At 71.7% G+C, this 22,691-nt stretch carries 19 protein-coding genes; 14 read left to right on the top strand and 5 right to left on the bottom strand.

Annotated elements, in window-relative coordinates; translation table 11 throughout:
• Positions 1-105 precede the first annotated feature (105 nt).
• The 5 genes from ACWCO8_RS08220 (at position 106) to ACWCO8_RS08200 (ending at position 7,268) form a co-directional block, all read left to right on the top strand.
• On the top strand, positions 106-1,524 hold the full coding sequence (locus ACWCO8_RS08220; protein ID WP_451031540.1) for an ABC transporter substrate-binding protein: 1,419 nt from the start codon (positions 106-108) through the stop codon (positions 1,522-1,524).
• 104 nt (positions 1,525-1,628) lie between these two features.
• Positions 1,629-2,588 carry a carbohydrate ABC transporter permease gene (locus ACWCO8_RS08215; RefSeq protein ID WP_451031539.1) on the top strand — a complete coding sequence of 320 codons (960 nt, stop codon included), beginning with the start codon at positions 1,629-1,631 and terminating at the stop codon, positions 2,586-2,588.
• A 17-nt stretch (positions 2,589-2,605) separates the two neighbouring features.
• Entirely contained in the window at positions 2,606-3,481 is an 876-nt protein-coding gene (locus ACWCO8_RS08210) for a carbohydrate ABC transporter permease (RefSeq protein ID WP_362008461.1), read from the top strand.
• A gap of 118 nt (positions 3,482-3,599) precedes the next feature.
• The gene (locus ACWCO8_RS08205; RefSeq protein ID WP_451031538.1) at positions 3,600-5,204 is read left to right on the top strand and encodes a glycoside hydrolase family 13 protein; all 1,605 of its coding nucleotides are present in this window, start codon (positions 3,600-3,602) and stop codon (positions 5,202-5,204) included.
• Positions 5,205-5,390: 186 nt separating this feature from the next.
• On the top strand, positions 5,391-7,268 hold the full coding sequence (locus ACWCO8_RS08200) for a sigma-70 family RNA polymerase sigma factor (RefSeq protein WP_451031537.1): 1,878 nt from the start codon (positions 5,391-5,393) through the stop codon (positions 7,266-7,268).
• 3 nt (positions 7,269-7,271) lie between these two features.
• On the opposite strand, the gene arsM is transcribed toward ACWCO8_RS08200, so the two are convergent.
• Positions 7,272-8,036: an arsenite methyltransferase gene (gene arsM, locus ACWCO8_RS08195; protein ID WP_451031536.1), complete on the bottom strand. Its 765-nt coding sequence runs from the start codon at positions 8,034-8,036 to the stop codon at positions 7,272-7,274.
• A 102-nt stretch (positions 8,037-8,138) separates the two neighbouring features.
• On the opposite strand from arsM, the gene ACWCO8_RS08190 reads away from it, so the two are divergent.
• From ACWCO8_RS08190 to ACWCO8_RS08175, 4 genes are read left to right on the top strand one after another with little or no spacing between them, the layout of a single operon-like run.
• Positions 8,139-8,516, top strand: coding sequence for an ArsR/SmtB family transcription factor (locus ACWCO8_RS08190; protein ID WP_451031535.1), 378 nt, complete (start codon positions 8,139-8,141; stop codon positions 8,514-8,516).
• Positions 8,513-9,235, top strand: a complete 723-nt coding sequence (locus ACWCO8_RS08185) for an MIP/aquaporin family protein (protein ID WP_451031534.1) — start codon at positions 8,513-8,515, stop codon at positions 9,233-9,235. The genes ACWCO8_RS08190 and ACWCO8_RS08185 overlap by 4 nt, the downstream gene beginning before the upstream one ends.
• A gap of 18 nt (positions 9,236-9,253) precedes the next feature.
• Complete coding sequence (locus ACWCO8_RS08180; protein WP_451031533.1) at positions 9,254-9,670, top strand: arsenate reductase ArsC; 417 nt, start codon at positions 9,254-9,256, stop codon at positions 9,668-9,670.
• Between the two features lie 25 nt (positions 9,671-9,695).
• Entirely contained in the window at positions 9,696-10,871 is a 1,176-nt protein-coding gene (locus ACWCO8_RS08175) for an alpha-hydroxy-acid oxidizing protein (protein ID WP_451031532.1), read from the top strand.
• A gap of 57 nt (positions 10,872-10,928) precedes the next feature.
• On the opposite strand, the gene ACWCO8_RS08170 is transcribed toward ACWCO8_RS08175, so the two are convergent.
• Both ACWCO8_RS08170 and ACWCO8_RS08165 read right to left on the bottom strand, forming a co-directional pair.
• Positions 10,929-11,741, bottom strand: a complete 813-nt coding sequence (locus tag ACWCO8_RS08170) for an SDR family NAD(P)-dependent oxidoreductase (RefSeq protein ID WP_451031531.1) — start codon at positions 11,739-11,741, stop codon at positions 10,929-10,931.
• A 79-nt stretch (positions 11,742-11,820) separates the two neighbouring features.
• Positions 11,821-12,627, bottom strand: coding sequence for a VOC family protein (locus tag ACWCO8_RS08165; protein ID WP_362008441.1), 807 nt, complete (start codon positions 12,625-12,627; stop codon positions 11,821-11,823).
• 297 nt (positions 12,628-12,924) lie between these two features.
• Between ACWCO8_RS08165 and ACWCO8_RS08160 the strand changes: the two genes are divergently transcribed.
• The 3 genes from ACWCO8_RS08160 (at position 12,925) to ACWCO8_RS08150 (ending at position 17,185) form a co-directional block, all read left to right on the top strand.
• Positions 12,925-13,668 (top strand): class I SAM-dependent methyltransferase, encoded by a 744-nt coding sequence (locus tag ACWCO8_RS08160; RefSeq protein ID WP_451031530.1) that lies wholly within the window; start codon positions 12,925-12,927, stop codon positions 13,666-13,668.
• Positions 13,669-13,855: 187 nt separating this feature from the next.
• On the top strand, positions 13,856-15,154 hold the full coding sequence (locus ACWCO8_RS08155) for a serine hydrolase domain-containing protein (protein WP_451031529.1): 1,299 nt from the start codon (positions 13,856-13,858) through the stop codon (positions 15,152-15,154).
• A gap of 162 nt (positions 15,155-15,316) precedes the next feature.
• Entirely contained in the window at positions 15,317-17,185 is a 1,869-nt protein-coding gene (locus ACWCO8_RS08150; RefSeq protein WP_451031528.1) for a LamG-like jellyroll fold domain-containing protein, read from the top strand.
• Between the two features lie 30 nt (positions 17,186-17,215).
• Here the strand turns inward: ACWCO8_RS08150 and ACWCO8_RS08145 are convergent, their stop codons facing one another.
• A complete protein-coding gene (locus tag ACWCO8_RS08145) occupies positions 17,216-18,199 on the bottom strand; it encodes a LuxR family transcriptional regulator (protein WP_451031527.1) in 984 nt (327 codons plus the stop codon).
• A 142-nt stretch (positions 18,200-18,341) separates the two neighbouring features.
• On the opposite strand from ACWCO8_RS08145, the gene ACWCO8_RS08140 reads away from it, so the two are divergent.
• Both ACWCO8_RS08140 and recQ read left to right on the top strand, forming a co-directional pair.
• The gene (locus ACWCO8_RS08140) at positions 18,342-19,754 is read left to right on the top strand and encodes an aminopeptidase P family protein (protein ID WP_451031526.1); all 1,413 of its coding nucleotides are present in this window, start codon (positions 18,342-18,344) and stop codon (positions 19,752-19,754) included.
• A gap of 90 nt (positions 19,755-19,844) precedes the next feature.
• Positions 19,845-21,848: a DNA helicase RecQ gene (recQ, locus tag ACWCO8_RS08135; protein WP_451031525.1), complete on the top strand. Its 2,004-nt coding sequence runs from the start codon at positions 19,845-19,847 to the stop codon at positions 21,846-21,848.
• Positions 21,849-21,895: 47 nt separating this feature from the next.
• Here the strand turns inward: recQ and ACWCO8_RS08130 are convergent, their stop codons facing one another.
• Positions 21,896-22,651 carry a MarR family winged helix-turn-helix transcriptional regulator gene (locus ACWCO8_RS08130; protein WP_362008422.1) on the bottom strand — a complete coding sequence of 252 codons (756 nt, stop codon included), beginning with the start codon at positions 22,649-22,651 and terminating at the stop codon, positions 21,896-21,898.
• Between the last annotated feature and the right edge of the window lie 40 nt (positions 22,652-22,691).

Here is a 22,691-nt window from a genome sequence, read left to right as displayed (position 1 = left end):
GCGATATCTTGCGTTCGCTTGTTGGGGGTGGTTGAGTGTGGCGCGCCCCACAGAACGCACCGGCGGTGGGGCGACCTCCACGTTCATGCCCGAAGGGGACCACCCATGAGAAGTGCCCGGTTCCGCCGTACGCGCCGCGCCAGCGCGGTCACCCTCGTCTCCGCGCTCACGCTGACCGTGCTCGCCGCCTGCGGCACGAGCAGCAGCGACAACAACGGCGGCGGTGGTTCCGAGGGCGGCGGGTCGTCCGACCCCGCCGCCCCGCTGGACCCGAAGACCAAGGTGACGCTCACCATCGACTGCATGCCCCCGACGGCGAAGGCGGCCGAGCTCAAGCAGTGGAAGGAGGACGTCGCCGCCTTCAACAAGACGTACCCCAACGTCACGATCGAGGGCCGCTCCACCGCCGGCCAGTGCCTCGAACCGCCCCGCTTCACCGCGATGCTCAAGGCCAAGTCCCAGCCGGACGTCTTCTACACGTACTTCACCGACCTGCAGCAGGTCCTGGACAACGACGGCGCCGCCGACATCACCGCGTACGTCAACGACAAGACCGTCCCGCTCCTGAAGGACATCGACCCGAACGTCCTCGGCTCCCTCAAGCAGGACGGCAAGCTCTACGGCCTGCCCACCAGCAACTACACGATGGGCCTGCTCATCAACCGCAAGCTCTTCCAGCAGGCCGGCCTCGACGCCGACGCCCCGCCGCGCACCTGGGAGGAGGTCCGCGCCGCCGCGAAGAAGATCGCCGGACTCGGCAACGGCATCGCGGGCTTCGGCGAGTACAGCGCGGGCAACACGGGTGGCTGGCACTTCACCGCGCAGATGTACAGCCTGGGCGGCGACGTCGTCGACGCGAGCGGCAAGAAGGCCGCGTTCAACAACGAGCTGGGCAAGCAGGTCGCGAAGAACCTCCACGCCATGCGCTGGGAGGACGACAGCATGGGCAAGACCCAGCTGCTCCAGTGGGGCGACCTGCAGAAGCAGATAGCGACCGACAAGCTCGGCATGTTCCTCGCGGCGCCCGACGACATCGCGTACATGGTCCAGCAACTCGGCGCGAAGTACGAGAACTTCGGCATGGGCCCGATCCCCGGCGAGAAGGCCACCCTGGCCGGCGGCAACAACTACATGGTCAAGAAGGGCATCTCGTCCGACAAGATCAAGGCCGCCGTCGCCTGGCTCAACTTCAAGAACCTCACCGTCGGCAAGGGCCAGTTCGACTGGGCGCGTTCCAAGCAGGACGGCCTGCCGGTCGGCGTCCCGCAGCCCAACTTCTGGCTGAACGACTCCAAGGGCAAGGACGACACCGCCCGCGTGGAGCACGCCACCATGCCGGTCGCCAACTTCAAGTCCTTCATGGACAACCCGGTCGCGGGCAAGGCGGAGCCGCCGAAGGCCCAGGAGGTCTACAAGGTCCTCGACAACGTGATGTCCGGCCTCCTCACCAACAAGGACGCCGACATCGACAAGCTGCTCGCCACCGCCGAGACGCAGGTCAACCAGGTCCTCGCCACCGGATGACCGGATCCCGGGCAGGGGCGGACCGACCTGCCGCCCCGCCCGGGCCCCTCACTCAGCCCGACACCCGGCCGAACCGGCAGACCAGCATCAAGGAGCGAGCGACGATGTCGGCCCCCAGCCTGACCCCGAGCAAGGCGGGTTCCCCCCGCCCCTCACCGCCGCACGAGGCGGACCACGCGCCCCCCGGCGGGCGGTTCGCGAAGAGCCTGCGGCGCAATCTCACCGCCCACGGGTTCCTCATCGGCGCGGTCCTCTGCTTCGCGGTCTTCTCCTGGTACCCGATGGTCAGGGAGTTCTTCCTGGCCTTCCAGAAGACCGAGGGCGGCCGGACCACCTGGGTCGGATTCGACAACCTCGTCACCGTCTTCAACGACCCGGCCTTCTGGCAGGCCTGGCGCAACACGCTCCTGTTCACCGTGCTCGCGCTCGTCTTCGGCTTCGCCGTGCCGTTCGTCGTGGCCATCGTCATCAACGAGTTCCACCACGGAAAGGGCTACCTCCGGCTGCTCGTCTACCTCCCCGTGATGCTCCCGCCGGTCGCCTCCGTCCTCCTCTTCAAGTACCTGTACGACCCCGGCTACGGCCTGCTCAACGAGCTCTTCCGGTTCCTCCACCTGCCCGAGCAGCAGTGGCTCCAGGACCCCGACCTCTCGATGCTCTCCGTCGTCATCGCCTCGACCTGGATGAACATGGGCGGCGCGGCCCTCATCTACCTCGCCGCGCTCCAGTCCATCCCCGGCGAGCTGTACGAGGCGGCCGAACTGGACGGCGCCGGGCTCCTCCGCAAGATCTGGCACGTCACCATCCCGCAGACCCGGCTCATCCTCTCGCTGATGCTGCTCATGCAGATCATCGCGACCATGCAGGTCTTCGTCGAACCCTTCCTGCTGACCGGCGGCGCGGGACCCGAAGGCTCCACCACGACCGTCGTCTACCTCATCTACCAATACGCCTTCAACTTCAACAACTACGGTGCCGCGGCGGCCCTCGGCCTGCTCCTCCTCGTACTCCTGGCCGGATTCTCGGCCGCGTACGTGAAGCTCAGCCGCGCCGAGGACGAGTAGGACCGGGGGAGACCACCATGTCGACACGCACACTCATCTCGCCGGCGCAGCTCGCCCGCCCCCGCGGCAGGGTCATCTACTGGACCGTCTTCGCGGTGGTCGTCGGCGGCTTCACCCTGGCGTTCCTCGGCCCCCTGTACTGGCTGGTGACGAGCGGCTTCAAGGACGCCCAGGAGGTGATCCAGACACCGCCGACCCTGGTGCCCGGCACCTTCGAGCCGGCGAACTACACCCGCGCCTGGGAGGTCATGGACCTCGCCACCCTGCTCTTCAACACCCTCTACTACGCGTTCGGCGCGCTCGCCTTCCAACTCGTCCTCGACGTGGCGGCCGCCTACTCGCTCTCCAAACTGCGGCCCGTCCTCGGCAAGGCGATCCTCGGCCTGATGCTGGCGACCCTGATGATCCCGGCGACCGTCCTCGTCGTACCGCAGTACCTCACGGTCCTCGACGTGCCCGTCATCGAGCGCAACCTGCTGAACACGCCCTGGGCGATCTGGCTCCCGTCCGTGACCAACGCCTTCAACATCTTCCTGCTCAAGCGGTTCTTCGACTCGATCCCGAGGGAACTCCTCGACGCGGCCTCCATCGACGGCGCCTCGCCCACGCGCATCCTGTGGTCGATCGTGCTGCCCATCTCGCGGCCGATCCTGGGCGTGGTGTCGATCTTCGCGGTGGTGGGGGTCTGGAAGGACTTCCTCTGGCCGATGCTCACGCTCCCCGACCCCGCGACGCAGACCCTCAACGTCGGCATCTACTCGCTCGCCAACGGCGTACCCGTGAACGTGCTCATCGCCGCGCTCACCATCGCCTCCGTGCCGACCCTGCTCATCTTCCTGGTCTTCCAGCGCAACATCATGAGCGGCCTCACCGCGGGCGGACTCAAGGGCTGACAGCGCCGCCCCTCCCCGCCTCCGCACCCCCCAGACCTTCGTCGCCGGCCCGTCCGACACGCCCCGCCGCAACCGGGCCGGCGGCGAAGAACCCCGACCTGCCCGAAAGGACCGTCACGTGGCAGCCCCGAACTCGCACCGCACCGACGACTGGTGGCGCGACGCCGTCATCTACCAGGTGTACCCACGCAGCTTCGCCGACGGAGACGGCGACGGCACCGGGGACCTCGCGGGCGTCCGGGCGAGACTGCCCTACCTCGCCGAACTGGGCGTCGACGCCGTCTGGTTCACCCCCTGGTACCTCTCCCCGCTGGTGGACGGCGGCTACGATGTCGCCGACTACCGCACCATCGACCCCGCCTTCGGCACGCTCGCCGAGGCCGAGAAACTCATCGCCGAAGCCCGCGAGCTCGGGATCCGCGTGATCGTCGACATCGTCCCCAACCACGTCTCCGACCAGCACGCCTGGTTCCGCGCGGCCCTCGCCGCAGGACCCGGCAGCCCCGAGCGCGAACGGTTCCACTTCCGCCCCGGCCGCGGCGAGCACGGCGAACTCCCGCCCAACGACTGGCCCTCGCAGTTCTCCGGCGCGACCTGGACCCGGGTCGAGGACGGCGAGTGGTACCTCCATCTCTTCACTCCCGAGCAGCCCGACCTCAACTGGGCCCACCCGGAGGTCCGCCGCGAGCACGAGGACGTCCTGCGCTTCTGGTTCGAGCGCGGTGTCGCCGGCGTACGCATCGACTCCGCGGCGCTGCTCGCCAAGGACCCCGCCCTCGCCGACTTCGTCGAGGGCGTCGACCCCCACCCGTACATCGACCAGGACGAACTCCACGACATCTACCGCTCCTGGCGCGCGATCGCCGACACCTACCAGGGCGTCTTCGTCGGCGAGGTCTGGCTCCCGGACTCCGAACGGTTCGCCCGCTACCTCCGCCCCGACGAGCTGCACACCGCCTTCAACTTCTCCTTCCTCTCCTGCCCCTGGGAGGCGGACCGGCTGCGCCGCACCATCGACGACACCCTCGCCGAACACGCGCCCGTCGGAGCCCCCGCGACCTGGGTCCTCTGCAACCACGACGTCACCCGGACCGTCACCCGCTACGGGCGCGCCGACACCGGCTTCGACTTCGCGACGAAGGCCTTCGGCACCCCCACCGACCTCGGCCTCGGCACCCGCCGGGCCCGGGCCGCCGCGCTGCTCACCCTCGCCCTGCCCGGGTCGGTGTACGTGTACCAGGGCGAGGAGCTCGGACTCCCCGAGGCCGAGATCCCGCTCGACCGCATCGAGGACCCCATGCACGCCCGCTCCGAGGGCGTCGACCCCGGCCGAGACGGCTGCCGCGTCCCGCTGCCCTGGGCCGCCGAAGCGCCCTGGTACGGCTTCGGCTCGGAGTCCGAGCCGTGGCTGCCCCAGCCCCGGGACTGGGCGCGGTACGCGGTGGACCACCAGCGCACCGACCCGGAGTCGATGCTCGCGCTGTACCGGACGGCCCTGGCGCTGCGCCGGACGGAGCCGGGCTTCGGCGACGGGCCGATGACCTGGCTGCCTGCTGAGGAGGGCGTGCTCGCGCTGGCCCGCCCGGAGGGCCTGGTGTGTGTGGCGAACCTCGCCCCGACGCCGGCCGCCCTGCCGCCGTACGACCGGCTCCTGCTCGCCAGCGGACCCCTCGATCCCGAGGGGCGGCTGCCCCAGGACACGGCGGTGTGGCTGCGCGTGTGAGGAGGGCTGCCGACGGGATTCCGGCGGGCCTCTGACCAGCCAGGAGGCACCAGCGACCGCTCGTGTTCGCTCCTGTGTACTACTCTGCCGCAAAACTTTCGCCGATTTCTGTTATCAGCGGGATACCCGGGGGTCTCCCAACTGCCGGCATCGACAACAGGCGGGACAGGCAGAGTGAACCAGGGCATGGGAACGCAGTACGGCACGCAGCACGGCACGGAGCTCGTGAGGGCGGCGCAGAGCGGGGACCTGTGGGCACAGGACCAGCTCATCGCCGCCTACCTGCCCCTCGTCTACAACATCGTGGGCCGGGCCCTGAACGGCCACCACGATGTCGACGACGTGGTGCAGGAGACGATGCTGCGGGCGCTCGACGGGCTCGGCACCCTGCGCGCCCCGGACAGCTTCCGGTCCTGGCTCGTGGCCATCACCATGAACGGGATCCGCGGCCACTGGCACAAGCAGCAGTCCCGCCTGCACATGGGCGTCCTCGACGACGCCCGTGACGTCGCGCACCCCGGCGCGGACTTCGTGGACCTGACCCTGGTCAGCCTCCACCTGTCCGGGCAGCGCCGCGAGACCGCCGAGGCCACGCGCTGGCTCGAGCCGGACGACAGCGCGCTCCTTTCGCTCTGGTGGCTGGAGTGCGCCGGGGAGCTGACCCGCTACGAGGTGGCGGCGGCCCTCGGCCTGTCCACGGAGCACACCGCGGTCCGGGTGCAGCGGATGAAGGCCCAGCTCGACACCGCCCGTGTCGTCGTCCGGGCCCTGACCGAGAACCCGCCGTGCCCCACCCTCCGCTCCGAGCTCGGCACCTGGGACGGCCGCCCGTCCGCCCTGTGGCGCAAGCGCATAGCCCGCCACGCGCGCGGCTGCGCGCACTGCGCCGGCCTGTGGAGCAACCTCGTCCCGGCCGAGGGGCTGCTGGCGGGCCTGCTCCTGGTCCCGCCGTCGGCGTGGCTGCTCGCCTCGGTCCGGGAGAGCGCGGGCTTCGGACTGACGGCGGCGGCGAGCACGGGGTACCCGTACGGGACTCCGGAGTCGTACGACACATATGGGGCGTACGGTACGCAGGCGTACGAAACGCAGGGGGCGTACGAGACGCAGGCGTACGAGGCGTACGAGATACCGGGGCAGTACGGGGAGACCGCGACCTACCAGCCGGTCGAGCCGATGCCCACGTACGAGCCGTACGAGGCGTACGAGCCGTACGAACCCACGGCACTTTACGAGACGCAGAGCACGGTCACTCCCGTACCCGAACGCCCTGCGGGTCCCCGCAGCTCGCGAGCCTCGCGGCGGCGGAGGGAGCAGGAGCAGCGGCGTGGCCGGCGCAGGGCCGTCGTCGCCGCGGGCATGGCGGTCGTGGCGGTCACCGGCGGGGCCTTCTACCTGAACGCCGGACCCGACGGGGACGGGGAGTCGCTGGACGCGAACCGGGCCGCCGCTCCGGGCCCGGACCTGGGGCTCGGGCAGGACTCGACCACGCTCCTGGAGACCCCCTCGGCCTCCGCTTCCGCGTCGGCATCGGCGTCGGCCAGTGCCACGGCGACTCCGTCCGCCCGTCCGAGCACGGCGAAGGCCACGCCGTCGAAGACGGCGGCCCCCCGGACCTCGTCGCCCGCGGCGAAGCCCAAGCCCAGGCCGAAGCCGAAGGTCACGGCGACGACTCCGCCCGCCGGTTCGGACTCCACGGCCGACCAGGTGATCAGTCTGGTCAACGCCGAGCGGGCGAAGGCCGGTTGCAGCCCCCTGACGGCGAACTCGCAGCTGACGAGGGCGGCGCAGGGCCACTCCGACGACATGGCCGCGCGGGACTACTTCGACCACACCAGCCCCGACGGGAAGGGTCCGGGCGAGCGCGTCACGGCCACCGGGTACCCCTGGTCGACGTACGGCGAGAACATCGCCATGGGGCAGAGCAGCCCGGAGCAGGTCATGGAGTCCTGGATGAACAGCCCCGGCCACCGGGCGAACATCCTCAACTGCGACTTCAAGGAGATCGGGATCGGCATCCACGACCAGGGCGGCCCCTACTGGACCCAGGTGTTCGGCGCGCGCTGACGCTCACGCCTGGGGTCGGTCGCCGGGCTTGACCGCCCGGACAACGGCCGCGTGCATGCCGTCGGCGACCGCGTGGGTCGCGGTGATGTCGATGTCGGTGAAGCCGGCCGCTTCGAGGCCGTCGCGGTACTCGGCGAAGGTCAGCGCGCCCGCGATACAGCCGACGTAGTCGCCCCGTTCGGCCCGCTGCTCGGTGGTGAGGGCGTCGTCGGCGACGACGTCGGAGACGCCGAGGCGACCGCCCGGCGCGAGGACGCGGAACGTCTCGGCGAACACGGCCTGCTTGTCGGTGGACAGGTTGATCACGCAGTTGGAGATGACGACGTCGATCGTGGCGGCGGGCAGCGGGATCGCCTCGATGGTCCCCTTGAGGAACTCCACGTTCGTCGCGCCCGCCTTCGCCGCGTTGGCGCGGGCAAGGGCGAGCATCTCGTCGGTCATGTCCAGGCCGTACGCCCTGCCCGTCGGGCCGACCCGGCGGGCCGAGAGGAGGACGTCGATCCCGCCGCCCGACCCGAGGTCGAGGACGCGCTCGCCCTCGTTGAGCTCGGCGACGGCCGTGGGGTTGCCGCAGCCGAGGGAGGCGGCGACGGCGTCGGCGGGCAGTGCGCCGCGCTCGTCGTCGGCGTAGAGGGCTCCGCCGAAGTTCTCGTCGACCTCGACGGCCTGGGGGCCGCAGCAGGCGGTGCCGCCGTCGATGACGTGGAGGGCGGCCGCGGCGTAGCGGCGGCGTACGGTCTCGCGCAGCTCGGTGGACTGCTGGTTCATGGTGAAGGCTCCCGGCTACGAGGTAGGGCTGTATCGATCCGCTGTATTGATGTCCTTCGATGCAAGCTTGCGCTCTGGATCGAAGAACGTCAACATAGACGCATGTCGAAACAAGAGCTCGTGGTCCTCGGGCAGGACTCCGGTGATGCCTGTTGTGCGGGCCTGGCGTCCGCGCCGCTGGACGAGGCGGAGGCGCAGGACCTCGCGAGGGTCTTCAAGGCCCTGGGGGATCCGGTCCGGCTGCGGCTGCTGTCGATGATCGCCTCGCGGGACGGGGGCGAGGTGTGTGTCTGTGAGCTGACACCGGCCTTCGAGCTGTCCCAGCCGACGATCTCCCACCACCTCAAGCTGCTGCGCCAGGCCGGCCTGGTCGACTGCGAGCGGCGCGGGACCTGGGTCTACTACTGGGTTCTGCCCGCGACCCTTGAACGGCTCGCGACGGTCCTGAAGGCCCCGCTGCCCGCCGGAGCGACGGCGTGAGGGAGAGCCTTGTTCCGCTGGGCCGCCGGGTGGCTGCCGAAGCCGTCGGCACGGCGGCGCTGGTGGCGGTCGTGGTCGGCTCCGGCATCCAGGCCGTCGAGCTGTCGGACGACGTCGGCATCCAACTGCTGGCCAACTCCCTGGCCACGGTGTTCGGGCTCGGGGTGTTGATCGTCCTGTTCGGGCCGGTCTCGGGCGCCCACTTCAACCCGGTGGTCACGCTCGCGGCGTGGGCCGCCGGTCGCCGTACGGGCGCCGGTCCGTCGGCGCGGGAGGTGGGGGCGTACGTGTCCGCCCAGGTCGTGGGCGCGATCACCGGAGCGGTCCTGGCGAACGCGATGTTCGGCGGGCGGTGGGTGGCCTTTTCCGGTCATGACCGTTCCTCGCCCCACCTCTGGCTGGGCGAGGTGGTGGCGACGGCAGGGCTGCTCCTGGTGGTCTTCGGCCTGCCCCGCACAGGCCGGGAGAGCGTCGCGCCGGTCGCGGTGGCGGGCTTCATCGGGGCGGCGTACTGGTTCACCTCCTCCACGTCGTTCGCGAACCCGGCGGTGACGATCGGCCGGGCCTTCACCGACTCCTTCGCCGGGATAGCCCCGGCCTCCGTCCCCGCGTTCGTCATCGCGCAACTCGTAGGCGCCGCCGTCGGCCTGGGCCTGGTCGCCCTGGTCTTCGGCGAGCGCGAGACCGCCCCGCTTCCTGCCGTCCCCGCCACCCGCTGAACTCCCGGGAGTCTCTCCATGTCCCCGTCCCCGTCCCCGTCGCGCCCGTCCGTGCTGTTCGTCTGTGTCCACAACGCCGGCCGTTCGCAGATGGCCGCCGCCTTCCTCACGCACCTCGGGGAAGGCCGGGTCGAGGTCCGATCGGCGGGCTCGGCGCCGGCCGACGCCGTGAACCCGGCGGTGGTCGAGGCGATGGCCGAGGCCGGAATCGACCTCGCCTCCCAGACCCCGAAGGTCCTCACCGTGGAAGCCGTCCAGGCGTCGGACGTCGTGATCACGATGGGCTGCGGGGACGCCTGTCCCGTTTTCCCGGGCAAGCGGTACCTCGACTGGACCCTCGACGACCCGGCCGGTCAGGGAGTGGAGGCGGTCCGGCCGATCCGGGACGAGATCGAGGCGCGCGTCCGTGGACTGCTGGCGGACCTGACGGCTTGAATCACCCCCACACGTTGTCGAGGGAGTGGGGAGCACAGTGGGCGCGTTCGGCGAGTACCAGAACGAGATCTACTTCAATGGGCTTGGCGGGGTCCTGCCGCGGTTCCCGATGTCGTACGAGGGCTGGGAGGAGAAGGCGCGCGCGGCGATGTCCCCGTCGGTGTGGTCGTACGTGGCGGGCGGGGCCGGTGACGAGCACACCCAGCGGGCGAACGTCGCCGCCTTCGCCCGTCACGGGGTGATTCCCCGGATGTTCGTGGGCGCCAAGGAACGGGACATGTCGGTGTCGATGTTCGGCCTGTCGCTGCCCTCACCGCTGATGATGGCGCCGATCGGGGTGCTGGGCCTGTGCGCGCAGGACGGGCACGGCGACCTCGCCGCCGCGCGTGCCGCGGCCGCCACCGGGGTGCCGATGATCGCCTCGACGCTCTCGGTGGACCCCCTGGAGGAGGTCGCCGCCGAGTTCGGCTCGACTCCGGGGTTCTTCCAGCTCTACACGCCCACGGACCGGGATCTGGCCGCGAGCCTGGTGGAGCGCGCGGAGAAGGCCGGGTTCCGGGGCATCGTGGTCACGCTCGACACGTGGGTGACCGGTTGGCGCCCGAGGGACCTGGCGACGAGCAACTTCCCCCAGCTGAGGGGCCACTGCCTGGCGAACTACACCAGCGACCCGGTCTTCCGCGCGGCGCTCGCCCAGCCGCCGGAGGAGAACGCGGGCGGGGCGGTGCTGCACTGGGCGGGCGTCTTCGGCAACCCGCTGACCTGGGACGACCTCCCCTGGCTGCGCTCCCTGACCTCGCTCCCGCTGATCGTGAAGGGCCTCTGCCACCCCGAGGACGTACGCCGCGCCAAGGACGGGGGAGTGGACGGCGTCTACTGCTCCAACCACGGCGGCCGCCAGGCCAACGGCGGCCTCGCCGCGCTCGACGCCCTGCCCGAGGTCGTCGAGGCCGCCGACGGCCTTCCGGTGATCTTCGACTCGGGCGTTCGCAGCGGTACGGACATCATCAAGGCCCTCGCCCTCGGCGCCACCGCGGTCGCTGTGGGCCGCCCGTACGCCTACGGCCTCGCCCTCGGCGGCGTCGACGGCCTGACCCACGTCCTCCGCTCCCTCCTCGCGGAAGCCGACCTCCTGATGGCCGTGGACGGCTACCCCACCCTCGCCGACCTGACCCCGGCCGCCCTCCGCCGCGTCGACTGACGCCCGAGCGCACGTGCCCCCGTCCCGAGCACGGGACGGGGGCACGAAACCGCCGCCTCAGGCGTCCGGAGTCCGAGGCGTCAGGTGGAAGTCGAAGGCCAGGGTGCCCGGGTCGAGGGCTGTGGCGCCGCCGTCGACCGTGAGGACCGCTCCGTTGACGAAGGACGCGGCCGGGGAGAGGAGCCACGCGACGGCTTCCGCGACCTCGCGGGGGTCGCCCGGGCGGCCGGTGGGGAGGACGCGGGTCACCTCGCGGTAGGCCGCGTCGATGTCGTCGAGGCCCTCCTCGTCCGCGAAGCGGGACATGCGGCGGTCCGCCATGTCCGTGCGTACCCAGCTCGGGCACACCGTGTTGGCGCGCAGGCCGGCCTTGCCGTAGTCGACCGCCAGCGAGCGGCAGAGCTGGAGGAGCGCCGCCTTGGACGTCGCGTACGCCGCGTTCCCGACGCCGTTGCGCAGGGCGGAGACCGAGGCCACGGCGACCACCGCGCCCCGCGCCTCCAGCAGATGCGGGAGCGCGGCGCGCAGTAGGTGAAACGGGCCGGTGAGGTTCGTCCGCAGCACCGCGTCCCAGTCGTCGAGGCTCACCTCGCCGACGCCCCCGCCCCGCCCGATCCCGGCGTTGAGGACCACCCCGTCGAGGCGGCCGTGGGCGGCGACCGCCGCGTCGACCAGCGCGCGTACCGCGTCGGGGTCGCCGATGTCGGACGGGACGGCCAGCGCGCCGGTCTCCTCCGCGACGAGGTGCAGGGGCTCGGGGCGGCGCCCCGAGACCACCACGTGGTGACCGGCCGCGCCCAGCAGCCGGGCCGTCGCCGCCCCGATGCCCGTTCCGCCGCCGGTCACGAGGTACACACGCTGGTTCGCCATCGATCGTCGGGCCTCTGGGGTCGTGGGTGTCGCGTCGCCGCCTTCGCGTCGATCAGTTGATCACAGGGAGCGCCCGTGGTCAGGGCTTTTCCGGAGTCAGCAGCACGAAGTCCGCGTTCGACGGGTCCACGCACACCGCGAGCCGCCCGACCCCCTCCGCGTCGTCCGGGCCCATCTGGACAGTGCCGCCGTTCGCCGTCACCCGGGCGACCGCCGCGTCGCAGTCCTCGACGTCGAAGACCGGGTGCCAGTACGGCCGGCCGTTCGTCAGCGTCAGGTCCTCCGCGCGCATGCCCATGATGCCGCCCTGCATCCGGTCCTCCGAGAGTCCGGCCGGGGTGACAAGGGAGTACGTACCGCCGCCGCCCGGCAGCTCCATGTCGCTGTACCACCAGCCGAGGACATCGCCGTAGAACCGCTTCGCGGCCGCCGCGTCGCTCGTGTACAGCTCCGTCCAGGAGAGCGAGCCGGGCGCGTCCACGAGCTCCACGCCACTGTCCGAACCGGGCTGCCAGACGGCGAACTGGCCGCCCAACGGGTCGCTGTACTGCGCCATCCGGCCCCACTCCCCGAGGTCCATCGGGGCGACCCGGACCGTGCCGCCCGCCTGCTCGACCGCCCGGGTCGTGGCGTCCGCGTCCTCGACGCTGTAGTAGATCATCCAGGCCGAGCGCGCCCCCGCCTCGGTGAGCTTGCCGAGCCCCGCGACGATCTTGCCGTCCTTGCGGAACATCCCGCCTTCCATGTCCTCGCCGCCCTCACCGCCCTCCATGGCCTCGTACTCCCAGCCGAGCACGGTGCCGTAGAAGGCCGCCGCGGCCGGTACGTCGGGTGCCCCGAGGTCGAGCCAGCAGGGGGTGCCGGGGACCGGGTCGGTGGTGATCATGAGATTTCCCTTCTGGGGTGCTTTGTCGCCAGCCTCGCACCGGGCCGTCGGTCGCGCACGACGACGGCGCGCCGCAGGCGGCAGCCGTGGCCGGCAGTGCCGAAGGGTGGACCGGTCACGGCTCCGGAACTCATCGGAGCCCCCCGCGCCCCGCCCGGTCGCCTTGGGCGATGGGCAGGTCGCCCGGCCCGCTTTTCGTGCCTTCCGCCAGTACGGCCGCCGCCCGAGCGCGGAGGAGACTCGTCGCCACGGCCGCCAACGGCCGGATGAAGCGGGGATGAAGAAGAGGGGGAGCACATGACCGTGCATCAGTACGACAAGATCGGTGAGGCGTTCGAGGGATTCAAGTCGCTGCCGCTGATCCGCTACGGGGAGGTGCCGAGCTTCCTGGGACTGGTCGGCGACGTGAGCGGCCGGTCGGTGCTCGACCTGGCCTGCGGCACCGGCTTCTACAGCAGGGAGTTCAAGCGCCGCGGCGCCTCGGACGTCTTCGGCGTCGACATCTCCACCGAGATGATCGCCGCCGCGCAGGACATCGAGCGGCGCGACCCGCTGGGCGTGCGCTACGAGGTCGGTGACGTGAGCGAACTGCGGGCGCCCGACCGGCGCTTCGACATCGCCCTCGCCGTGCAGTGTCTCAACTACGCCGAGGACATCGCGGCGATGGAGCGGATGTGCCGCAGCATCCACCGGAGCCTGGTCCCGGGTGGCGAGTTCTTCGTGCTCGCCCAGCGGCCCGACTACGCCTTCGACTGCGCCTCCCTGGACGCGTACGGCTTCCGCTGCGAGCCGACCGGCGAGGAGACGGAGACCGGCCCGCGCGTGCGGGTCACGGCGCTCCTCGACCCGGAGCCGATCAGTATCGTCGCCTCGTGCCCGCGCCGCGAGGTCTACGAGGAGAGCCTGCGCGCGGCCGGGTTCAGCGCGGTGGAGTGGGTTCCGCTTCAGGTGTCCGACGACGGAGTCCGCGCGTACGGCGAGGAGTTCTGGGCCGACCTCTACAAGAGCCCGCCGCTGGTGATGCTGCGCTGCCGCGCCTGAGCCCCTATGGCCAGATAGCACGGAAGGGCGTGCTCCGGAACCCGTGGCCCGTGTCAGGAACCGTTTACGGGCGTTGGCACTCATGATCCATGGGTTCCGGAGACCGCGCGCACCGCGCCCGGTTCGGCCGGAACCCCGCGGCACACCGCCGTCCGGGTGCCGCGTCGAACGAACCGAGGGAATCCACGTGCACCTGTCGCCGAAAAGACGCCTTGCGGTCAGCGCCACCCTGGTCGCCGCACTCGCCGCCGGTGTCGCGCCCGCCACCAGCGCGGTCGCCGCACCCGCCGCCGCCCCCACCGTCACCGACCCGATCGTCCCGGTCGAGATCGGCTCGCGCCCCGCCCCCAGCCGACTCCCCGACATGGAGGGCGTCGCCGGAGCGCTGAAGGCCGCCATGGACCAGGGCGCTCCGGGCGCCATGGCCCGCTACACCGGCCCCGGTGGCACCAAGACGCGCGCCCTCGGCGTCCGCGACCGGGTCTCGGGCGCCGCCATGGACACCCAGGCGCGCTTCCGGATCGGCAGCGTCAGCAAGACCTTCTCCAGCGTCGTGCTGCTCCAGCTGGTGGACGAGGGCAAGGTCGAGCTCGACCAGCCGGTCAACCGCTACCTGCCCGGGCTGCTGCCCGACGACCGGATCACGGTGCGTCACCTGCTCACCCACCGCAGCGGGTTGGCCGACTACACCAACGCCATGTTCAACCAGACCGTCCCCGGCTTCGAGGCCGTACGGAACCGGGTCTTCAGCTACCAGGAGCTGGTCGACCTCTCCCTGAGCGAGCCGCGCACCACGGAGCCCGGCGTGGCGTACAAGTACTCGAACGCCAACTTCGTCGTCGTCGGCATGCTCATCGAGAAGCTCACCGGCAAGCCGGTGGGCCAGGAGTACGAGCGCCGCATCTTCAAGCGGCTGGGGCTCCGGAACACCTCGTACGTCCACCCCGACACCAAGATCGCCGGGCTCCAGGTGCGCGGCTACCTGCACCCCGACGAGGCCGGCGGCGCGCTCGTCGACTCCACCGAACAGACCGTGTCCTGGGCCCAGTCGGCCGGTGCGGTCATCTCCACTCCGGCGGACCTGAACACCTTCACCACCGCGCTGATGCGAGGCTGGCTGCTGTCGCCGCGCACGCTCGACGCGATGACGACGGTCACCCCGACGGACGCCACCAACACCCGCCACTACGGCCTCGGCCTGCGCCGCTACGACCTGTCCTGCGGGACGCAGGTGTTCGGCCACACCGGGACCGTGCAGGGCTTCTACACGTACGCCTTCGCGACCCGCGACGGCCACCGCAGCCTCGCCGCGATGGCGAACACGTCCAACCGGGGCGAGGCCAACACCGCGCTCGGCGGCGTGCTCGAGGCAGCGTTCTGCGGCAAGAAGCCCGCCCCGGCGGGGAAGTCCTCGGCCCGCGCGACGTTCGACGCGCAGGCGCCGGCGGCGCTCCCGGCCGAGCAGGACCTGCCCGAGAACCGCTGATCCACCGGCAGGAACACGGACATGCCGTGAGGGCCGCCGCGTCCATGGGACCGGCGGCCCGTTCACGCACTCTTCTTCCCGGCGTCGCCGATGTGGGGCCCGGGGCGCATGAGGTGCCCCCTAGCGTGCGGGCGTCACGTCGAACAAGGGTGGGGAGCACGCATGTCCAGTTCCACAGGCACGGGCCGCCGGGCGGTTCTTCGGGCGGCCGGGGTCGCCGCAGCGGCCTCCGCGACCGTGGGCCTCGCGGGCGGCACGAGCAGCGCCGCGTCCACGGCCGACAACGTTGCTGGAACGCGCGGGCGCCCCGGGCCCGACGCGGAGAGCCCGCGCTTCACGCTCGCCGTCATGCCCGACACCCAGTACCTCTTCGACGGCGCGAGCATCCACAAGGAGCCCGTCGAGGCCGCCCTCCGCCATCTCCTCGACCACGCCCGCGACGAGAACATCGTCTTCCTGTCCCACCTGGGCGACCTCACCGAGAACGGCCGCCCCGAGGAATTCGCCCCGCTCAGTGAGGTGTTCCGGCTCATGGACCGGCGCGGCGCCGGGTACAGCGTCCTCGCCGGGAACCACGACATCGACGCGCGCACCGACGACCAGCGCGGCCGCAGCGCCTACCTCGACGCCTTCGGCCCCCAGCGCCTGCGCCCGCTGCGCACCTTCGGCGGTGCCTCCCCGGACGGCTACAACACCTTCCACCTGTTCCGCGCGGCGGGGCGCCAGTGGCTGGTCCTCGCCCTCGACTGGCGGCCCTCGGCGGCCGGCCTCGCCTGGGCGCGCGGCGTCATCGCCCAGCACCCGGACACGCCCGTCGTCCTCACCACCCACGACCTCGTGCACGCCGACGCAGGGGACGGCACGGCGGAGCTCTCCGGGCACGGACAGCACCTGTGGGACGAGCTGATCGAGGACAACGACCAGATCTTCCTCACCCTGAACGGCCACTACTGGCCGGCCGGGCGCACGGTCCGGAAGAACGCCGCGGGCAACGACGTCCACCTGCACCTCACCAACTACCAGGACCGCTACTTCGGCGGCAGCGCGATGATCCGCCTCTACCGCTTCGACCTCGCCAGGAACACCGTCGACGTCTCCACCTTCTCCCCATGGCTGCTGGTCAAGGAGGCGGAGGGCCGCCTCAACTCCCTGGAGCGGCACGAGCTCGAACTCACCGACCCGGCCAACTCCTTCTCCGTCCCGATCGACTTCGAGCGCCGGTTCGCCGGCTTCGCCCCCGTCGCCCCGCGCCGCCCCCGCCCCGCCGCCCGGATGCTGGTCCCCGGCACGCTCGCGTACTGGCGCTTCGACACCGGCCGCGAGGACGGCTCCCCGGCCGACGCGACGCTGCGCGTCCCCGACCTCTCGGGACACGGCAACGACCTGATCCGTACGCCCGTCCCCGGCAGCCCCGCCGACGCGCTGCGCTGGTCCGCCGAGCACCACCCCGACCAGCCCGGACACGGCAGCCTCCACTTCGAAGGCGGCCGCCCGCCGCTGCGCGGCGCCTTCCTGCGTACGGTGAAGGGCGCGCCGCTGGACACCGCGACCTTCCGGGCCGGCTTCACCGTCGAGGCGTTCTTCAAGCTCCCCGCCGACTGGGCGAGCTCCCGCAACGCCTGGTCCGCGATCGTCAGCCGCCAGGGCACCCTGGCCGCCGCCGGGAAGCAGGGCGACCCGGAGGAGCCCGTCGCCACCCTCTCGCTCTCCGACGGCCACGCCCTCCAGTGGGCCGTGGCGCCCCTGAACCAGGACCGGATCGTCACCAGCTGGAGCCATGAACTCCCGCTCGACACCTGGTGGCACGCCGCCGTCGTCAACGACGGCCGGCACACCACCCTGTACGTCGACGGCTGCCCGGTCGCCCGCAATCCGGCCACCTCCGTCAACGGCCTGACGACGCTCGGGCTCTCCTGGCTGCTCGGCGGATACGAGTACGGCGGCGGCCTCGACCAGCTCTTCCGGGGCTGGATCGGCGACGTACGCGTCGTCGGACGGGCCCTGCCGGTCGGCGCGTTCATGAACGCGTAGCGCCCGACACCCTCGACGGCCCCGCGTCGGTCAGAGCCAGCCCGCGCGCTGGGCCTGGAGCGCCAGCTGGAAGCGGTTCGCCGCTCCCAGGCGTGCCATCAGGATCTGCAGGCGCCGGAACAGTGTGCGGCGGCTGATCCCCAGCTCGCGGGCGACGACCTCGTCGCTCGCGCCGCCCGCGAGGAGCCACAGCAGACGCCGGTCGGCGGGCGGCAGGCCGCCGGGGCGGGTGGTGCGGCCGTGGAACGGCAGCGCGTTCTGCCAGGACTGCTCGAACAGGGCCACCAGCGCCGAGAGCAGCCCGCACGGCTGCACCACCAGCATCGAATTGTGCACATCGGCCTCCCGGATCGACAGGGACACCATCGCGTACGCCTCGTCGATGATCACCAGCTTGACCGGCACGGACGGCAGCACCCGGGCCTGCTCGCCGGCCTCCACGACCGGTTCGATGGCCTCCGCCAGACGGCCCGGGTACTCCAGGGACTCGCGGGAGTAGATGACGCGCTGGGTCACCCCGCGCGCCAGCGTCGCCAGCGCGTCGTCCGTCGCGCCCGGGTTCGGGAAGTACGGAGGGGACTCGAGCTGCCGGATCTGCTCGCGGGCGCTCGCCCACGCCTGCCGCATCCGGGAACCGATCGCCTCCCCCGTGACGACCTCGACGAGCGGGGCGTCGTACGCCGCGAGCCGTCGGCGCCGGAACGACTCGAACGCGCCGCCCACCGCGAGCCGCGACTCCTCCAGCTCGGCCGCCCGGTGCCGGGCCAGGATCTCCAGACCGGCGGCAGGCGGCACCGGAGCCACCACGTCCGCGCCCTCGTCGGCGGCGCTGGCCAGACCGGCGTCGGCCAGCTCGCCGTAGGCCGCCACGAGCTCCGCGCCGCCAAGACCGGTCTCCGTCCCGATCGCGTCCAGCGGAGCCGGGGCCTGGTCCAGGAGCGCCAGATAGACCCGCACGGCGGGCTCGCCGACGCCGAGCAGGAGGAGGGCCTCGCCGAGTTTCGCGTTCGTCATGTCTCGCATTATCGACGCGCGCCGTGGCCGATCAGTGCCAGTGGCACTCCTGGGCACCCGATGCCCGTTTCGAGGGCTACTGTCCGTCGGCGACGGCACCGCCCGGACGCGATGCCGGACGCGACGGACGAAGGGACACGACGTGGCCAAGGGTCGGAAGAACGGTCTGTACACGGAACTCTCCGCCGAACTGTCGGCGCTCATGCGCACGGGGTGGGCGGACACCGAGCGGCACGACCTGGAGCTCGACGAGCAGGCCCCGTACGCGGCCCGCCGCCGCGCCGCGCTCTCCGCGCGCTTCCCCGGCGAGCGCCTGGTCGTCCCCTCGGGCAACCTCAAGGTCCGCTCGAACGACGACACCTACCCCTTCCGCCCGTACACCGGCTACGTCCACATGACCGGCGACCAGGCGCGGGACGGCGCGCTCGTGCTCGAACCGCGCGCGGACGGCGGCCACGACGCGTACTGCTACCAGCTGCCCCGGGACGGCCGGGACAACGACGAGTTCTGGACGGGCCCCACGGCCGAGCTGTGGATGGGGCGGCGCCGGTCCCTCGCCGAGTCGGAGCGCGTCCTCGGCCTGGCCTGCCGTGACGTCCGTACGGCGGCCCGCGACCTCGCCGCCGCCTCCACCGTCCCGACCCGGATCGTCCGCGGCATCGACCCGGCCCTGGAGGCCGCCGTCACCACCGACGCGGAGCGCGACGAGGAGCTGGAGGAGGCGCTGAGCGACCTCCGGCTCGTCAAGGACGCGTGGGAGCTGGCCGAGATGCGCAAGGCCGTGGACTCCACCGTGCGCGGCTTCACCGACGCCATCGGCGAGCTGTCCCGCGCGGTCGCCTCGTCCGAGCGCTGGATCGAGGGCACCTTCTTCCGCCGCGCCCGCCTGGAGGGCAACTCCGTCGGCTACGGCTCGATCTGCGCCGCCGGCGACCACGCCACGATCATGCACTGGACGGACAACGACGGCCCGGTGCGCCCGGGGGAGCTGCTCCTGTTCGACGCCGGCGTGGAGACCCGCACCCTCTACACCGCCGACGTCACCCGCACGCTCCCGATCAGCGGCACCTTCTCTCCGGTGCAGCGCAAGGTCTACGACGCCGTGTACGAGGCCCAGGAGGCGGGCTTCGCCGCCGTGAAGCCGGGCGCCGCGTACCGCGACTTCCACGAGGCGTCCCAGCGGCACCTCGCGGCCCGGCTCGTCGAGTGGGGCTTCATCGAGGGGCCCGCCGAGCGGGCGTACGCACTGGGTCTGCAGCGCCGCTTCACGATGGCCGGGACCGGCCACATGCTCGGCCTGGACGTCCACGACTGCGCGCAGGCCCGGAACACGGAGTACGTCGACGGGGTCCTGGAGCCCGGCATGGTGCTCACCGTCGAGCCCGGCCTGTACTTCCAGCCGGACGACCTCACCGTCCCCGAGGAATGGCGCGGCATCGGCGTCCGGATCGAGGACGACCTGGTCGTGACGGCGGACGGGCACGAGAACCTGTCGGCGGGCCTGCCGCGCACGGCGGACGAGGTCGAGGCGTGGATGGCCAGGACCGCGGGCTGAGCGTTGTCCACAGGTGAGCCCGTGGGGTGGTTGTCCACAGGTTCACCGGACCGGGACGGGAGTGTCGGCGGACGCCGTTAGGCTTCTGGAATGGTCCTTCCGGAAGCTTCCCCCGCGACCCCCTCCGAGGCATCGGAGGTGCTGCACCGCGTCTTCGGCTACAGCTCCTTCCGCGGCGCTCAGCAGGAGATCGTCGAGCAGGTCGTCGGGGGCGGCGACGCCCTCGTCCTGATGCCCACCGGCGGCGGCAAGTCGCTCTGCTACCAGATCCCGGCGCTCGTCAGACAGGGCACGGGCGTCGTGATCTCGCCGCTCATCGCGCTGATGCAGGACCAGGTGGACGCGCTCACCGCCCTCGGGGTGCGGGCCGGATTCCTGAACTCGACCCAGGATCCGTACGAGCGGCAGACGGTCGAGCAGGCCTTCGTCTCCGGCGAGCTCGACCTGCTCTACCTGGCGCCCGAGCGGCTGCGTACGGAGGGGACGCAGCGGCTGCTCGACCGGGGCACGGTGTCGCTCTTCGCGATCGACGAGGCGCACTGTGTCGCCCAGTGGGGTCACGACTTCCGGCCCGACTACCTCGCGCTGTCCATGCTGCACGAGCGCTGGCCGAAGGTGCCGAGGATCGCGCTGACCGCGACGGCCACCGAGGCCACGCACGCCGAGATCGCGGCCCGGCTCGGCCTCCAGGACGCCCGGCACTTCGTCGCGAGCTTCGACCGGCCGAACATCCAGTACCGCATCGTCCCCAAGAACAACCCGCTCAAGCAGGTCCTCGAACTGATCCGCACCGAGCACGACGGGGACGCCGGCGTCGTCTACTGCCTGTCGCGCTCCTCCGTGGAGAAGACCGCCGCCTTCCTGGTGGAGCAGGGCGTCGACGCCCTGCCGTACCACGCCGGCATGGACGCCCGGACGCGCGCGGCGAACCAGGCCCGCTTCCTGCGCGAGGACGGGGTCGTGATCGTCGCGACGATCGCCTTCGGCATGGGCATCGACAAGCCCGACGTGCGGTTCGTGGCCCACCTCGACCTGCCGAAGTCGGTCGAGGGCTACTACCAGGAGACCGGCCGGGCCGGCCGTGACGGGGAGCCTGCCACGGCCTGGCTGGCGTACGGACTGCAGGACGTGGTCCAGCAGCGCAAGCTCATCGAGGGCTCCGAGGGCGACGAGACCCACCGTCGGTCGCTGGCCACGCACCTGGACGCGATGCTCGCGCTCTGCGAGACGGTCGACTGCCGCCGGGTGCGGCTGCTCGCGTACTTCGGGCAGAGCGGCGAGCCGTGCGGCAACTGCGACACCTGCCTGACGCCCGCCGAGTCCTGGGACGGCACGGTCCCGGCGCAGAAGCTGCTGTCCACGGTCTGGCGGCTAGCGAAGGAGCGGCGCCAGAAGTTCGGCGCCGGCCAGATCATCGACATCCTGCAGGGCAAGAAGACGGCCAAGGTCATCCAGTTCGACCACGACGGCCTCTCGGTCTTCGGTATCGGCGCCGATCTGTCGACCGCAGAGTGGCGCGGGGTCGTCCGCCAGCTCCTCGCGCAGGGGCTCCTCGCCGTGGAGGGCGACTACGGCACGCTCGTGCTGACCGAGGCGAGCGGCGAGGTGCTCGGAGGCCGCCGCGAGGTCCTGATGCGGAAGGAGAAGGCTCCCGCCGCGGGCTCCCGCAAGAAGGAGTCCGGTTCGCGTTCCGGCAAGGGCGCCCGCGTGCCGGTCGACCTGCCGGCGGAGGCCGTGCCGGTCTTCGAGGCGCTCCGCGCCTGGCGGGCCGCGACCGCGCGCGAGCAGGGCGTTCCGGCGTACGTCGTCTTCCACGACGCGACGCTGCGGGAGATCGCGACGCTGTTCCCCACGACGGTCCAGGAGTTGGGCACCGTCGGAGGCGTGGGCGAGGCCAAGCTCGCCAAGTACGCGGAGGGCGTCCTGGAGACCCTGGCGGAGAGCGGCGGTTCCGGGGCGGCGGCGGCAGCTCCGGAGACACCTGCGGTACCGAAGGCCGCGGCGCCGCGGCCTTCGGCGCCGGGGGTGGCGTTCGACGAGGAGCCGCCGCCCTTCGACCCGGAGGAGGAGCCGCCCTGGGACGACTGGGAGTGAGCGACCTCGGACGGTGCCCCGGACAGTCACCCGGGCGGTCCGGTCCGTCAGGGCCGGTCGGCGAGGTGCGCGTCGGCGGAGGGTAACGGGCCGAGGGCGAGGCCGGGTTCGCCGGGAGCGGGTTCGAGGTGCCGGTGGACGCGGCGGAGCAGCGAGCCGAGCAGCTCGCGCTCCTCCGCGTTCAGCGGCGCCAGGATGTCGTCGTCGGTCGACGCGATCTCCGCGTTGAGCGCCGCCAGGAAGGACCTGCCCTCGGGGGTCAGCCGTACGACGACACGGCGCCGGTCCGCCGGATCCCGGTCGCAGTCGACATGCCCCGTCCGCACCAGATCGTTGACGATCTTCACCAGGTCGCTGGCGTTCATGTCGAGCCGTGCCGCGAGGACCGTCTTCATCTGCGGCCCGAGATCGGCGACCATCGCCATCACGGTCAGGTGCCACAGGCGGAGCCCGTGCGCGGACAGCTTCTCGGTGAGCCTGCGGCGCGCGGCCTTGCCGAGCGCGTACAGCAGATAGGCGTGCAGGTTCAGCACGCTGGGCGGTGTCGTGCTCAGGGACCGCGGCCCCATGGGCCCTGCGGGGGCGGGGAGTTGCGCGAGGACGTCGGGCCGCGCGTCTCCCGTGGGGGACGGCGCGGCCAACAGGGCGGTGAAGCCGCCCGGAGCGGGATCGATCGTCAGATCGGTGTGCGCGAGCGAGCTGAAGACCTGCGCCCAGTCCGTCGGGACGTTCGATATGCCGACGACCGCGAACCTGGTGCCGTTCGCGTCGTGGGCGGTGCCGGAGGTCACCCGGTGTTCCATGGATCTCTACCTGTTCCCCGTACGAGTTGGGTGAACCCAA

This window comes from Streptomyces sp. NPDC001927 (genome assembly GCF_053594455.1).
The sequence above is the reverse complement of the archived record's forward strand: the minus strand, read 5'-3'. Positions and strand labels throughout refer to the sequence as shown.

Bases quoted from the DNA above. Each gene is read 5' to 3' on its own strand.
- ACWCO8_RS08150 (WP_451031528.1), top strand. From the start codon at position 15,317: ATGTCCAGTTCCACAGGCACGGGCCGCCGGGCGGTTCTTCGGGCGGCC.
- ACWCO8_RS08190 (WP_451031535.1), top strand. From the start codon at position 8,139: ATGTCGAAACAAGAGCTCGTGGTCCTCGGGCAGGACTCCGGTGATGCC.
- ACWCO8_RS08170 (WP_451031531.1), bottom strand. From the start codon at position 11,741: ATGGCGAACCAGCGTGTGTACCTCGTGACCGGCGGCGGAACGGGCATC.
- ACWCO8_RS08145 (WP_451031527.1), bottom strand. From the start codon at position 18,199: ATGACGAACGCGAAACTCGGCGAGGCCCTCCTCCTGCTCGGCGTCGGC.
- ACWCO8_RS08220 (WP_451031540.1), top strand. From the start codon at position 106: ATGAGAAGTGCCCGGTTCCGCCGTACGCGCCGCGCCAGCGCGGTCACC.
- ACWCO8_RS08200 (WP_451031537.1), top strand. From the start codon at position 5,391: ATGGGAACGCAGTACGGCACGCAGCACGGCACGGAGCTCGTGAGGGCG.
- ACWCO8_RS08215 (WP_451031539.1), top strand. From the start codon at position 1,629: ATGTCGGCCCCCAGCCTGACCCCGAGCAAGGCGGGTTCCCCCCGCCCC.
- ACWCO8_RS08180 (WP_451031533.1), top strand. From the start codon at position 9,254: ATGTCCCCGTCCCCGTCCCCGTCGCGCCCGTCCGTGCTGTTCGTCTGT.
- arsM (WP_451031536.1), bottom strand. From the start codon at position 8,036: ATGAACCAGCAGTCCACCGAGCTGCGCGAGACCGTACGCCGCCGCTAC.
- ACWCO8_RS08160 (WP_451031530.1), top strand. From the start codon at position 12,925: ATGACCGTGCATCAGTACGACAAGATCGGTGAGGCGTTCGAGGGATTC.
- ACWCO8_RS08130 (WP_362008422.1), bottom strand. From the start codon at position 22,651: ATGGAACACCGGGTGACCTCCGGCACCGCCCACGACGCGAACGGCACC.
- ACWCO8_RS08210 (WP_362008461.1), top strand. From the start codon at position 2,606: ATGTCGACACGCACACTCATCTCGCCGGCGCAGCTCGCCCGCCCCCGC.
- ACWCO8_RS08165 (WP_362008441.1), bottom strand. From the start codon at position 12,627: ATGATCACCACCGACCCGGTCCCCGGCACCCCCTGCTGGCTCGACCTC.
- recQ (WP_451031525.1), top strand. From the start codon at position 19,845: ATGGTCCTTCCGGAAGCTTCCCCCGCGACCCCCTCCGAGGCATCGGAG.